Raw genomic sequence first — 12068 nt, forward strand, 5'->3', positions numbered from 1 at the left:
AGTTAAGGATGCCAAATAGTCTGACCTATTGCGATCTCCCCGCTGAGATCTCTCAATGGCCGGGGTTGCCTCTTTCGTTGAGCGGTGACGAAGTCATGCCGCTGGACTATCGGGCGGGCCACACCGGTTGGCTACTATATGGCAGAGAACTGGATAAAGAGCGTATTACTCAGTTCCAGCGCAAGCTGGGTGCCGCGATGGTGATCGTGACGGCCTGGGCGGTGGAAGATTATCAGGTGGTTCGCCTGGCGGGCACGCTAACTGCGCGCGCCAAACTGTTGGCGAACGAAAGCGGACTAGACGTTGCCCCACTGGGCAAAATCCCTAACCTGCGCAAGCCGGGCCTGTTGGTGATGGATATGGACTCAACGGCGATCCAGATTGAGTGCATCGACGAAATCGCCAAGTTGGCCGGGGTGGGCGAGCAGGTCAGTGAAGTGACCGAACGCGCGATGCGTGGCGAACTCGATTTCACCGCTAGCCTGCGCCAACGCGTGGGTACGTTGAAAGGGGCTGATGCCAATATCCTCAAGCAGGTGCGTGACGAATTGCCGTTGATGCCTGGGTTGACCAGCCTGGTGCGCAAGCTGCAGGCGCTCGACTGGCACGTCGCCATTGCCTCCGGCGGCTTTACCTATTATGCCGAGTACCTGCGTGACAAGCTCAAGCTGGTGGCCGTAGCCGCCAATGAACTGGAGATCCGCGACGGTAAGCTGACCGGCGAGGTGCTGGGGCCGATCGTGGATGCGCAGTTCAAGGCCGATACTTTGGTGGCGCTGGCAGAGAAGCTGGGGATCCCACCGCAGCAAACCGTAGCGATCGGCGACGGTGCCAACGATTTGAAAATGATGCAGGTGGCCGGGCTGGGTATTGCCTATCACGCGAAGCCTAAGGTCTATGAGAAGGCGCAGGTCTCGATCCGCCATGCTGATCTGCTGGGAGTGCTCTGTGTGCTCTGCGGCAGTTTGAAACACGATGTGAGGTAAGCTGTGGCAAAAGCAGTAAAGCGGGCATTTGTCTGTAATGAATGCGGCGCTGATTATCCGCGCTGGCAGGGGCAATGCAGTGCCTGTCAGGCCTGGAACACCATTACAGAAGTGCGCCTGGCTTCAGTCTCCTCTTCCGCTGCTCGTAGCGAGCGTTTAAGCGGCTATGCGGGCGATGCCGGTATCAGCAAGGTGCAGAAGCTTTCGGACATCAGTCTGCAAGAGCTGCCGCGTTTCTCTACCGGCTTTCTGGAATTTGACCGCGTACTGGGCGGCGGCGTGGTGCCGGGCAGTGCGATCCTGATCGGCGGTAACCCCGGCGCGGGGAAAAGTACGCTGCTGTTGCAGGTGCTGTGCAAACTCGCCGAGCAGATGAAAACCCTGTACGTCACCGGTGAAGAGTCGCTGCAACAGGTCGCGATGCGTGCCCATCGTCTTGGGTTGCCCACCGGCGGCCTTAACATGCTGTCGGAAACCAGTATCGAGCAGATCTGCCTGATCGCCGAGCAGGAGCAACCACGGCTGATGGTGATCGACTCGATCCAGGTCATGCATATGGCGGATATCCAGTCATCGCCAGGCAGCGTGGCGCAGGTGCGCGAAACGGCGGCCTATCTCACCCGCTTTGCTAAAACTCGCGGCGTGGCGATCGTGATGGTTGGTCACGTCACCAAAGATGGCTCGCTGGCCGGGCCGAAAGTCCTCGAACACTGTATCGACTGTTCGGTGTTGTTGGATGGCGATGCCGATTCCCGTTTCCGTACGCTGCGCAGCCATAAAAACCGTTTTGGTGCGGTCAACGAGCTGGGCGTGTTCGCCATGACCGAGCAGGGGCTGCGTGAGGTGAGTAACCCTTCCGCGATCTTCCTCAGCCGGGGTGATGAAGTGACTTCCGGCAGTTCGGTGATGGTGGTCTGGGAAGGTACCAGGCCACTGCTGGTTGAGATCCAGGCGCTGGTCGATCACTCGATGATGTCTAACCCACGCCGTGTTGCCGTGGGCCTTGAACAGAATCGTTTGGCAATCTTGCTGGCAGTGTTGCATCGTCACGGTGGCTTGCAGATGTCCGACCAAGACGTTTTTGTCAACGTGGTGGGCGGCGTCAAGGTTAGCGAAACCAGTGCCGATCTGGCATTGCTGTTGGCGTTGGTCTCCAGCCTGCGCGACCGCCCATTGCCTAACGATCTGGTGGTGTTTGGCGAAGTGGGGCTGGCAGGGGAAATCCGCCCGGTGCCTAGCGGCCAGGAGCGTATTTCCGAAGCGGCCAAACACGGTTTCAAGCGGGCGATCGTGCCACATGCCAACGTGCCGAAGAAACCACCGGCCAATATGCAGGTATTCGGCGTCAAGAAGCTGGCGGATGCGCTGGACGTGCTGGAACAGTTTTATTAATTGCCGCCCGCTGCGCGGAATATGCTATTTTGTTTAGCATAATAAACGGGAGGGTTTATGCGGCAGTTCGATTACCTCAAGGCAGCGATTAAGCAACAGGGATGTACCTTACAGCAGGTAGCTGATGCCAGTAGCATGACTAAAGGCTACCTCAGCCAGCTGTTGAATGACAAAATCAAAAGCCCGAGCGCGCAGAAGCTGGAGGCCCTGCACCGTTTCCTGGGGCTGGAATTCCCGCGTCGGGAGAAGAAAGTCGGCGTGGTGTTTGGTAAATTTTACCCGCTGCATACCGGCCATATCTATCTGATCCAGCGCGCCTGTAGCCAGGTTGACGAGCTGCATGTGATCCTGTGCCACGATGAACCGCGCGATCTGTTGCTGTTCGAGAACAGCTCCATGTCACAGCAGCCGACGGTCAGCGATCGTCTGCGCTGGCTGTTGCAGACCTTTAAATACCAGAAAAATATCCATATTCACTCTTTCGACGAAAAGGGCATCGAACCTTACCCGCACGGCTGGGACGTGTGGAGCAACGGCGTGAAGAGCTTTATGGAGCAAAAGGGCATCGTCCCGAGCTATATCTATTCCAGCGAAGAACTTGATGCTCCCCGTTACCGTGAACACTTGGGGATTGAAACCATCCTGGTTGATCCTGAACGTTCCTTTATGAATATCAGCGGCAGTCAGATCCGTCAGGATCCGTTCCGCTATTGGGACTATATCCCCACTGAAGTGAAGCCGTTCTTTGTTCGTACGGTGGCGATCCTGGGCGGCGAATCCAGCGGTAAGTCAACGCTGGTCAACAAGCTGGCGAACATCTTCAACACCACCAGCGCCTGGGAATATGGCCGTGACTACGTCTTCTCCCACCTCGGGGGTGACGAGATGGCGTTGCAGTATTCCGACTATGACAAGATCGCGCTTGGGCAGGCCCAGTACGTGGATTTTGCGGTGAAATACGCCAATAAAGTGGCGTTTATCGACACCGACTTTGTCACCACGCAGGCGTTCTGTAAAAAGTATGAAGGGCGGGAGCACCCGTTCGTTCAGGCGTTGATCGACGAATACCGTTTCGATCTGGTGATCCTGCTGGAGAACAATACCCCTTGGGTGGCCGACGGCTTGCGCAGCCTGGGTAGCCCGGTCGATCGCAAGGCGTTTCAATATTTGTTGGAAGAGATGCTGCACGCCAATAACATCGAATATGCTCACGTAGAGTCGAGCGATTACGAGGAGCGTTTCTTGCGCTGTGTCGAGCTGGTGCAGCAACTGCTGGCGGCGGATGCCAGCCGCTTGGTGAAGTTTTAGGGACGTTTTAGGCTGGTAAATGTCGATGTAGTGGCGATGTAGTGCCCCTCACCCTAACCCTCTCCCACAGGGAGAGGGAACCGATCGAGTGTGTTTGAAATTGTCGTGACTCACCTTTGATGGGGAGGCGATCGAGTTTGCCAAGATGTTCTCTTCACTTCCAAACGAGCAGAGGCTATCAGCTCCCTCTCCCTGTGGGAGAGGGTTGGGGTGAGGGGGCCATCGCTTAAATATCATGTATATAGCAATTTATTAATACCTGATAAATCGACCTTTCCACTAACTTAGTAAGTTATCACCAGCTTGCCCTGCATATGCCCATCCAACAGCTTGGCATGCGCGGCGGTCAACGTATCCACCGTCAGCCCCTGTAGCGTTTCGCTCAGCGTGGTGGTCAATTTACCCTCATCGAGCAATTGTGCCACCTGTTTGAGGATCTCCCCTTGCTGGGCAATATCCGGCGTGGTGAACATGCTGCGGGTGAACATGAATTCCCAATGCAGCGCCGCACTTTTCAGCTTCAACGCATTTTGATCCAGCGGTTGGCTGTTCTCAACGATGGTGCAGATATGGCCGAGTGGGGCGATCAAATCGCTGATGGCTTGCCAGTGGCCGTCGGTATCGTTCAGGCACAGGATATAATCCACGCTCTCAATCCCTTCCTTAGCCAGGTTGCCTTTCAGATCGCGGTAATCCACCACCAGTTCAGCACCCCGTTCGCGGCACCAGGCGGCCGATTCCGGGCGAGAGGCCGTAGCGATGACTTTCACCTTGCTACGCTGTGCCGCCAGGGGGATCGCCAGCGAGCCGACGCCACCGGCTCCGCCGATGATCAATAGCGTTTTACCGGCAGCCGCATGCTGAATATTCAGGTGTTCAAACAGGGCTTCCCACGCGGTAAGCGCGGTCAGCGGCATCGCGGCGGCTTGCGCCCAGTCCAGGCTGGCCGGTTTATGTGCCACGATACGTGAGTCAATCAGCTGATGGGTGCTGTTGCTGCCCGGACGGGTAATATCCCCGGCATACCACACCTCATCGCCGGGTTTGAACCCGCTAACGCTGCTGCCCACTTCGAGCACCACGCCGCTGGCATCCCAGCCGAGAATACGTGGCTGCTGCAAACCCTTCTTTTGCAGGCCAGCATGAACCTTGGTATCGACCGGGTTAACGGAAACGGCTTTCACTTCCACCAGCAGATCGTATTGACCCGGTGCGGGTTTTTCTGGAGCGATCTCGATAAAACCGGCTGGATTTTTCGGATCGACGGCAATGGCTTTGATTAACATAATTGTGCTCCTTCGCATGAATAGTTCCAGTGTAGACCCTGAGGAGTAGAGTGATAAGATGGACAATAACTAACTAAGTGTTCGTCTGAGGTGAACAATTATGTTCAAGCAGTTGCAGGATATGGCGTTGTTTGCGCTGGTGGCGGAGTGCGGCAGTTTTACTGCGGCAGCCAAACGGGCCGGGCTGCCTAAATCCAGCGTCAGCCAGCGTGTCAGCCAGTTGGAACAAAAGCTCGGTCTGCGCTTGCTCAACCGCACCACCCGGCAGTTAAATTTGACCTTTGCCGGTGAGCGCTATCTTGAACATTGCCAGGAGATGCTCTCTGCTGCCGAACGGGCCGATCTGGCCTTGCAGCGCTTACGCGATAACCCCAGTGGCCGTCTACGCATCTCCACACCAGCCGGGCTGGGGGCGACGTTGCTTCCGCGTCTGGCGGCAGATTTTCAGCGCCAATATCCGGATGTCTCGTTGGAAGTGTCAGTGTCGGATGCCATGGTGGATATGGTGCAGGAGAGCTTTGATGCGGCATTGCGTACCGGCAGGCCGCAGGATTCCTCGTTGATTGGCCGCCGTCTGGGGCATGCTCCCCGTTATTTGTTGGCTGCACCGGAGTATCTGGCCCAACATCCGCCATTGCTGCATCCGCAGCAGTTGCAGCAGCATCTTTGCATCGCTCACCGCGCCTGGCCCGCCTGGATATTGCGCCGGGGTGAGGAGTACTACCGTTGGCAATTGCCGCTGCGGCATACCACAGATAATCTGTTATATGCGCGCGAATGTGCCATTTTGGGGGCGGGCATTACACTGTTGCCCGCGTTTCTCAGCCGCGAAGTGGTCGCGCAAAAGCAGTTGGTGGAAGTGTTGCCGCAGTGGCAGGCCGAAGGGAATGAACTGTATCTGGTTTACCCGAGCCGTAAGCTTAATTCCCCGGCGCTAGCCTGTTTTATCGATGTCGTGATCCAGCATCCGGTCTTTGTGGATTATGCGCAGGCGCTGGATTGGGGATAAACAAAAAGCCCGCAGAATGCGGGCTTGAGAGCATAGATAGCCAACCGGATGTTACTTGGTGACTTTCTTGTACTTGATACGGCGAGGTTCCAGTGCATCGGCACCCAGAGTACGTTTTTTGTACTCTTCGTATTCGGTAAAGTTGCCTTCGAAGAACTCTACCTTGCCTTCATCCTGATAGTCCAGAATGTGGGTGGCAATACGGTCGAGGAACCAACGGTCGTGCGAGATCACCATCGCACAGCCCGGGAACTCCAGCAGGGCGTTTTCTAGCGCGCGCAGGGTTTCGATATCCAGGTCGTTGGTGGGTTCGTCGAGCAGCAGTACGTTGCCGCCAACCTGCAGCAGCTTGGCCAGATGCAGACGGCCACGTTCACCGCCAGACAGTTCGCCCACGCGTTTGCCTTGATCGACGCCCTTGAAGTTAAAGCGGCCAACGTAGGCACGGCTTGGCATTTCGGTGTTGCCCACGCGCATGATGTCCTGGCCGCCGGAAACTTCTTCCCACACGGTTTTGGAGTTATCCATGCTGTCGCGGAACTGATCGACCGAGGCCAGCTTGACGGTATCGCCCAGCACGATGCTGCCGGAATCAGGTTGTTCCTGGCCGGACATCATACGGAACAGTGTGGATTTACCCGCGCCGTTCGGGCCGATGATGCCAACGATGGCACCCTTAGGGACCGCGAAGGTGAGATCTTCGATCAGCAGGCGGTCGCCGTAGGATTTACGCAGATTGTTAACTTCAACCACTTTATCGCCCAGGCGGGTGCCAGGTGGGATAAACAGTTCGTTGGTTTCGTTACGTTTCTGATATTCGGTGCTGTTAAGTTCTTCAAAGCGTGCCAGGCGGGCCTTGCCCTTGGACTGACGGCCTTTGGCACCTTGACGCACCCACTCCAGCTCTTTCTCGATCGACTTGCGGCGAGCGGCTTCGGTTGAGGCTTCTTGCGCCAGACGAGCGTCTTTCTGCTCCAGCCAGGAAGAGTAGTTACCTTCCCACGGAATACCTTCGCCACGGTCCAGCTCCAGGATCCAGCCAGCCACGTTATCGAGGAAGTAACGGTCGTGGGTGATCGCCACTACGGTGCCTTCGAAGTCGTGCAGGAAGCGTTCCAGCCAGGCCACGGATTCGGCATCCAGGTGGTTGGTCGGTTCGTCCAGCAGCAGCATGTCTGGTTTTTCCAGCAGCAGGCGGCACAGCGCTACGCGGCGGCGCTCACCACCGGAAAGGTTGGCGATTTTTGCGTCCCACTCCGGCAGGCGCAGTGCATCGGCGGCGCGCTCCAGCTGGGTGTTGAGGTTGTGACCATCGTGAGCCTGAATGATCTCTTCCAGGCGGCCCTGCTCAGCGGCCAGCTTGTCGAAGTCGGCCCCTTCTTCAGCGTACAGGGCGTACACTTCATCAAGGCGCTTGAGGGCACCGACCACTTCTGCCATCGCTTCTTCAACCGACTCGCGGACGCTGTGCTCCATATTGAGCTGCGGTTCCTGCGGCAGATAGCCGATCTTGATGCCCGGCTGCGGGCGAGCTTCCCCTTCGATATCGGTATCGATGCCGGCCATAATGCGCAGCAGGGTAGACTTACCGGAACCGTTCAGGCCCAGTACGCCAATTTTGGCCCCAGGGAAGAAACTCAGGGAAATGTTTTTCAGAATATGACGCTTCGGCGGAACTACTTTGCCGACGCGGTGCATGGTATAGACGTATTGAGCCACGTTGCTCTAAGCCTCTTGGTTACTAGTGTTTATGATGTCCCACTCTTGTTATGGGGCATGTATGGGGCATTTTTGCTTAACTTTGAATTTAACAGTGCCAACTGGTCAGTATTGTGATCTGGTATCCAGTCGCCGTACACGTTAAACAGCATCTGCGCCGAGGTATGCCCCATCTGCGTTGCAATAAACGCAGGATTCGCCCCGGCGGACAATGACCAGCACGCAAAAGTATGGCGCGACTGGTACGCTTTACGATGCCGAAGTTTAGCCCGTTTCAAAGCTTTATCCCAGTTATCACTGATCGATGTGACGGTATAGCGATCTCCGACAATGCCGTGTGAGTTTATTCCCGGCTTAAAAACGAAGGTGCATGCGTCTTCCCGCCTCTTCCCCACCTCCCTTAACATCACGTCTACGGTGATCTGCGGCATCAACCTGGTTAACGCCTGCTGCCTTTTCAGTGCATCCAGCACCGGCTGCATGAGGAATATCACGCGGTCGGTACCGGCTTGTGTTTTCGGTAAGGTGTATTGCTTAACCGAGGTCCAGTTGCGGCGCACTGTCAGCGTTCCTGCCTGCAGATCGATATCCTCCCACGCCAGCGCGGCTATTTCTCCGTGGCGCAGCCCCGTATAAACGGCCAATGTCCACATGTTCACTGATTGTTCATTGCGGCATGCGCCGATTAGCCTGGCAAATTCATCCTGCGATAGTGGATCAGGGCGCACCTTCGAGCGTTTCAACTTGTTGACGGCAATCCCGGGATCCGCATCAATATAGCCATTGTCATACCCAAACTTGATCGCGCCTTTGGTGCAGGTCAGGTAGTCATTAACAGTGGCCACGCTGCGGCCTTTGGTTACCGTTTTACGATTGCGCCGCGGCCTTTGCAAGCCGGTCAGCAGCTCGTTTCTCAGCAGCAACAAATCCTCTTGTGTGAGCGTCCTAGCCAGTCGATTCTTCCCGATAATCTGGCTGCATGTTTCCAACTTAACCTGGTACCGGCGCTGAGTATTGAGGGATAGCTCAGGCACTTTTATTGAGAGGTAACGGGAGAACAGTTCGGAAACCGTCAGATCCTTGCTTGCACCTTTTCCTTCGGAAACCGCAGCTGATTGTGGGAATTGTTTGGCATAATCAAAGCTTCCAGAACGGATCGCGAAACAAACCGCTTGGCGCATTTCTCCCGCCGATTTCCGGTTCCTTGGTGTGTCAGGGATCCCCAGTGATTCCCTACGGCGTTTCCCGTTAAAGATAAACCAGATGCGAAGGAAACCACCGTGGCTCTCCACCCCGGTGGGATAACTTTTTTTCTTCTCCATGACATAGCCTTATTCATTCCGTCGGCTGGTGGCCACGCTGGCTTGTAAACCAGGCATTGATTGTGGGAAGGTGGTACATGGTGTCACTGTTGGGCTTGTTACAGCCATCGGTTGATACCAGGATCCATTCCTTCCCCTGCCGCCAGGCACCTTTACGACGGTAAGCACGTATTTTCCCATCCGTAAGACCGGTAACTAGCATCAAATGCTCTTTGGTCACCCAGTCGTTAGGCTGGACGATTATTGCGCTCATGCTTTGTAAGGCTGATAACTCGAGAGCCGCCATAGTATTTCTCCACATAGTTACAGATTAGGCCCGCTGCAACGGGCCGCCAAAAATTACAGATCTTGCTGGTGGGGTGACAATAACCGCTGGTGGATGGCTGAAACGTACTGCGCCTGGTGAATTGCATCGGCCAATGCGTTATGTCGATCACCGTTGAACGGGAGATCACGTTTTGGGTCAAACCCAATCAGCCGGCCGAGATTTACAATGGTACGAACGTCCAGGTCGTTGAACCAGTTCCAGCATGGCGGCAAGCCACAGCGCTCATAAGCACTGCGAAGGATTACGTTATCGAAAGAGGCCCCATTCCCCCACACTTTGAGATATTTTGGATCTTCACCGTGCTGGCGAACGAAAGCACTGAGTTCGCAGATGGCCACGTTAATGGTTACTGCGGCATCGGTGGTGATCGCCGCCCGGGCCTCACTGCTCTGCATCAGCCACCAGTTAATGGTATCCCCACTAGGAACGGCACCAGCCGCCATATCGCTAGCAAGATTCACTGCGGTATAGAACTGCTGGCCAAGTTCACCGGTGGTTGGCTCAAAGAATACGGCACCGATCGCCACGATTGGTGCGTTGGGCTTATTGCCCATGGTTTCCAGGTCTACCATCAAGTTATTCATTAACGTTTGCCTTCTTGTTATCCATGGCCCGCTCAATCAGCAGGCGCTCTGGGTCTTCTAAGTAATGGGTGCACATCTTGGCCACTTCACTATGTGCTTTATTCTGAGTAAGGATCACCACCAGTATTGGACTCAGCGACCGTCGGTCGACGTTCCAGCCGTACTTAGCCAGCGTGCCGATCAGGTCATCCACAATGGCCGTATCAGGTAGCTGCGGCGTGGCTGTCATCTGGGTCTCCTGGGGGCGGTGCAACTTCTACCATCGCTCTATATGCGAGGGTGACTTTATCGACCCCTCCCTCCATGGCCCTATGTCCAGCTGCCCACTGTTTTGTCGTCGGTTCGTTCGGTACCAGCTTCCAACCATCCGGAATTACCGGAGAGTTCAACGTGTAACCCTGGCTTACAGGTTCAGCTGGCATTGTGGCGCGACAGGCGTCAGGAGGAGTAATACCGTTCACCTGATCGCCCTCAGTTACCAGCCTGATAAGCATCGCCATTAGTTGCACAATTTCGCCTTCCACCTGATCCCAACTCATGCGATTTTCGGCAAAATGAACGCTAGCCTGTACCACTTCCCCGGCTTCCTCGGCCACTTTCAGCAGCACATAGTTTGGCTGCGGGTGCTTCTTCATGGCCTTATCGGCAGACAGTCGAGCCTCTACCACCAATGACGAAAAATAATCATCCGGTGCAATTGGTGCTGGCTGCTCAAGCTCTGCTATACGCCGCCCCAAAACATCGACGCTGGCCTTCAGGCTCTCTTCTCGACGTACTGCAGCAGCTAATTTAGCCCGCAGACCGTCGGCACATTCGTGCTTGCCGCTCTGGCCGCGCTGGAACGAAAAGCCACAATCACAAGTAATAGTGTCTCCTTCACTTTTCATGCTCATCAGTAACCCCCACGCCGAGTTGCCAGCCTGATTTGCTGATACATTTCACCCGCCGCTACACGTTCCTCTCCCAGATCGCAGGCGCAGAAATAAGCGTGAGCTGCCTTTGTGCATTCCCGGTGCAGGCGGAGTAACTCGATTTTCAGCGCCTCAACGTGGCATCTGCTGATAAGGTCTGCCAGGGCAGTAGGTTCCCCCTCAACGGGGCGAAGCCAGTAACATACCGGGCCATCTTCCGTGTCGTGGATAGAGCCGATAAACCAGCCTTCACCTGCTGGTGGGGTTGGGATCCACTTGCTGATATCGCCATCACCGGCTTCCAGGGCTTCCAACTGCTCATCAGTGACATCGTTTTCCATCCACTGAAGAAGGCCGGTAACGCGATTAGCATCTAGCCACGCTGCAAATTCGCCGGGATAGCTGTACTCTCTGCCGTCTGCCGGTTCGAAGAAATCAGGGTGGGTCCAGTAGCCGCACTGATCGCGCTGCGGCTCCATTGCTGTGATAATTTTTTTCATGATTTTTCCTTGGCCGGTATAACGGCTTCAACTGGCAAGCATTCATACTGGGGTGGTAACTGCTGCTGGTGGATATCCGCCAGGCAGTTGGAGCGATCCGGGTACACCCAGCCCTGTGGGACATAATCGCAAGGCTGGTAGGTGTAGCAGACGAGGAGGAATAGACCGAACATCAGGACCCCCTTACGCCGGAGAGCTGCAGGAACCGCTGCATAAACATGGTGCGGGCCTGTAGCGGATTAACAGGGCGTACCAGGATCACGTCCGAAGGTGCGATGCCTGCAAGCATCGGCCACGGCTCGGCGTCATCGATATCAAGATCCCGGCGCTCGGTCGCCAGCAGGACCAGATCGGCATGCTTGACTGCTTGGCTATGGGGCGGAGGTAGTCCGAACTTATGGCGGATCACGAAATCAATACTGTTTTCAATCCCGCGGTAATCCGGAATAAGCTTCTTCAGTGGCGATGGAATATCTTTGCAATAGGCCTCATGAGCATCATGCAATAAGGCTTCCAGCGCAAACTCACCCGGCACGATCTGGTTAACCAAAACGCAATGCTGTGCCACGCTATAGAATTCAGGCAGGTGACCGGCAAAACGGCATTCATGCGATAAAGCTTGTGCAATATCTTCAATGCAAATACTTTCAACAGTTGGTTTGGCATAATTAAAACGCTTGCCGGTGAATGTTTGAATCCATGACATATATATTTCCCCACACG

Annotated in this window: 14 protein-coding genes; 4 read left to right on the plus strand and 10 right to left on the minus strand. The window is 55.5% G+C overall.

What is annotated here, in order from left to right:
- The first annotated feature begins 8 nt into the window (after positions 1-8).
- From serB to nadR, 3 genes are read left to right on the plus strand one after another with little or no spacing between them, the layout of a single operon-like run.
- Positions 9-986 carry a phosphoserine phosphatase gene (gene serB / locus KGP21_RS04305; RefSeq protein WP_021808022.1) on the plus strand — a complete coding sequence of 326 codons (978 nt, stop codon included), beginning with the start codon at positions 9-11 and terminating at the stop codon, positions 984-986.
- 3 nt (positions 987-989) lie between these two features.
- Positions 990-2378, plus strand: coding sequence for a DNA repair protein RadA (gene radA, locus KGP21_RS04310; RefSeq protein ID WP_021808023.1), 1389 nt, complete (start codon positions 990-992; stop codon positions 2376-2378).
- A 57-nt stretch (positions 2379-2435) separates the two neighbouring features.
- On the plus strand, positions 2436-3686 hold the full coding sequence (gene nadR / locus KGP21_RS04315; RefSeq protein ID WP_074028452.1) for a multifunctional transcriptional regulator/nicotinamide-nucleotide adenylyltransferase/ribosylnicotinamide kinase NadR: 1251 nt from the start codon (positions 2436-2438) through the stop codon (positions 3684-3686).
- A gap of 284 nt (positions 3687-3970) precedes the next feature.
- Here the strand turns inward: nadR and KGP21_RS04320 are convergent, their stop codons facing one another.
- Complete coding sequence (locus tag KGP21_RS04320) at positions 3971-4972, minus strand: zinc-binding alcohol dehydrogenase family protein (protein ID WP_021179227.1); 1002 nt, start codon at positions 4970-4972, stop codon at positions 3971-3973.
- 100 nt (positions 4973-5072) lie between these two features.
- Between KGP21_RS04320 and KGP21_RS04325 the strand changes: the two genes are divergently transcribed.
- On the plus strand, positions 5073-5981 hold the full coding sequence (locus KGP21_RS04325) for a LysR family transcriptional regulator (protein ID WP_223537289.1): 909 nt from the start codon (positions 5073-5075) through the stop codon (positions 5979-5981).
- 51 nt (positions 5982-6032) lie between these two features.
- Here KGP21_RS04325 and ettA read toward each other — a convergent pair whose 3' ends face one another.
- From ettA to KGP21_RS04370, 9 genes are read right to left on the minus strand one after another with little or no spacing between them, the layout of a single operon-like run.
- Positions 6033-7700 (minus strand): energy-dependent translational throttle protein EttA, encoded by a 1668-nt coding sequence (gene ettA, locus KGP21_RS04330; protein ID WP_021179229.1) that lies wholly within the window; start codon positions 7698-7700, stop codon positions 6033-6035.
- Between the two features lie 29 nt (positions 7701-7729).
- Entirely contained in the window at positions 7730-9022 is a 1293-nt protein-coding gene (locus KGP21_RS04335; RefSeq protein WP_223537291.1) for a site-specific integrase, read from the minus strand.
- 13 nt (positions 9023-9035) lie between these two features.
- Complete coding sequence (gene xisR, locus KGP21_RS04340) at positions 9036-9308, minus strand: excisionase family protein (RefSeq protein ID WP_223537294.1); 273 nt, start codon at positions 9306-9308, stop codon at positions 9036-9038.
- Between the two features lie 53 nt (positions 9309-9361).
- Complete coding sequence (locus tag KGP21_RS04345) at positions 9362-9934, minus strand: 3'-5' exonuclease (protein ID WP_209552372.1); 573 nt, start codon at positions 9932-9934, stop codon at positions 9362-9364.
- The gene (locus KGP21_RS04350) at positions 9927-10163 is read right to left on the minus strand and encodes a hypothetical protein (protein ID WP_065683629.1); all 237 of its coding nucleotides are present in this window, start codon (positions 10161-10163) and stop codon (positions 9927-9929) included. Before KGP21_RS04350 ends, KGP21_RS04345 begins: the two co-directional genes overlap by 8 nt.
- Complete coding sequence (locus KGP21_RS04355; protein ID WP_223537296.1) at positions 10138-10827, minus strand: hypothetical protein; 690 nt, start codon at positions 10825-10827, stop codon at positions 10138-10140. Before KGP21_RS04355 ends, KGP21_RS04350 begins: the two co-directional genes overlap by 26 nt.
- The gene (locus KGP21_RS04360) at positions 10827-11345 is read right to left on the minus strand and encodes a hypothetical protein (RefSeq protein ID WP_223537299.1); all 519 of its coding nucleotides are present in this window, start codon (positions 11343-11345) and stop codon (positions 10827-10829) included. Before KGP21_RS04360 ends, KGP21_RS04355 begins: the two co-directional genes overlap by 1 nt.
- Positions 11342-11518 (minus strand): DUF1482 family protein, encoded by a 177-nt coding sequence (locus KGP21_RS04365; RefSeq protein ID WP_223537302.1) that lies wholly within the window; start codon positions 11516-11518, stop codon positions 11342-11344. The genes KGP21_RS04360 and KGP21_RS04365 overlap by 4 nt, the downstream gene beginning before the upstream one ends.
- Positions 11518-12051 (minus strand): HD family hydrolase, encoded by a 534-nt coding sequence (locus KGP21_RS04370; protein ID WP_223537305.1) that lies wholly within the window; start codon positions 12049-12051, stop codon positions 11518-11520. The genes KGP21_RS04365 and KGP21_RS04370 overlap by 1 nt, the downstream gene beginning before the upstream one ends.
- Positions 12052-12068: the final 17 nt, after the last annotated feature.

The sequence above is a fragment of the Serratia sp. JSRIV004 genome (assembly GCF_019968705.1).
Classification (GTDB): domain Bacteria; phylum Pseudomonadota; class Gammaproteobacteria; order Enterobacterales; family Enterobacteriaceae; genus Chania; species Chania fonticola_B.

Bases quoted from the DNA above. Each gene is read 5' to 3' on its own strand.
- serB (WP_021808022.1), top strand. From the start codon at position 9: ATGCCAAATAGTCTGACCTATTGCGATCTCCCCGCTGAGATCTCTCAA.
- nadR (WP_074028452.1), top strand. From the start codon at position 2,436: ATGCGGCAGTTCGATTACCTCAAGGCAGCGATTAAGCAACAGGGATGT.
- KGP21_RS04320 (WP_021179227.1), bottom strand. From the start codon at position 4,972: ATGTTAATCAAAGCCATTGCCGTCGATCCGAAAAATCCAGCCGGTTTT.
- KGP21_RS04325 (WP_223537289.1), top strand. From the start codon at position 5,073: ATGTTCAAGCAGTTGCAGGATATGGCGTTGTTTGCGCTGGTGGCGGAG.
- KGP21_RS04335 (WP_223537291.1), bottom strand. From the start codon at position 9,022: ATGGAGAAGAAAAAAAGTTATCCCACCGGGGTGGAGAGCCACGGTGGT.
- xisR (WP_223537294.1), bottom strand. From the start codon at position 9,308: ATGGCGGCTCTCGAGTTATCAGCCTTACAAAGCATGAGCGCAATAATC.
- KGP21_RS04345 (WP_209552372.1), bottom strand. From the start codon at position 9,934: ATGAATAACTTGATGGTAGACCTGGAAACCATGGGCAATAAGCCCAAC.
- KGP21_RS04350 (WP_065683629.1), bottom strand. From the start codon at position 10,163: ATGACAGCCACGCCGCAGCTACCTGATACGGCCATTGTGGATGACCTG.
- KGP21_RS04355 (WP_223537296.1), bottom strand. From the start codon at position 10,827: ATGAGCATGAAAAGTGAAGGAGACACTATTACTTGTGATTGTGGCTTT.
- KGP21_RS04360 (WP_223537299.1), bottom strand. From the start codon at position 11,345: ATGAAAAAAATTATCACAGCAATGGAGCCGCAGCGCGATCAGTGCGGC.
- KGP21_RS04365 (WP_223537302.1), bottom strand. From the start codon at position 11,518: ATGTTCGGTCTATTCCTCCTCGTCTGCTACACCTACCAGCCTTGCGAT.
- KGP21_RS04370 (WP_223537305.1), bottom strand. From the start codon at position 12,051: ATGTCATGGATTCAAACATTCACCGGCAAGCGTTTTAATTATGCCAAA.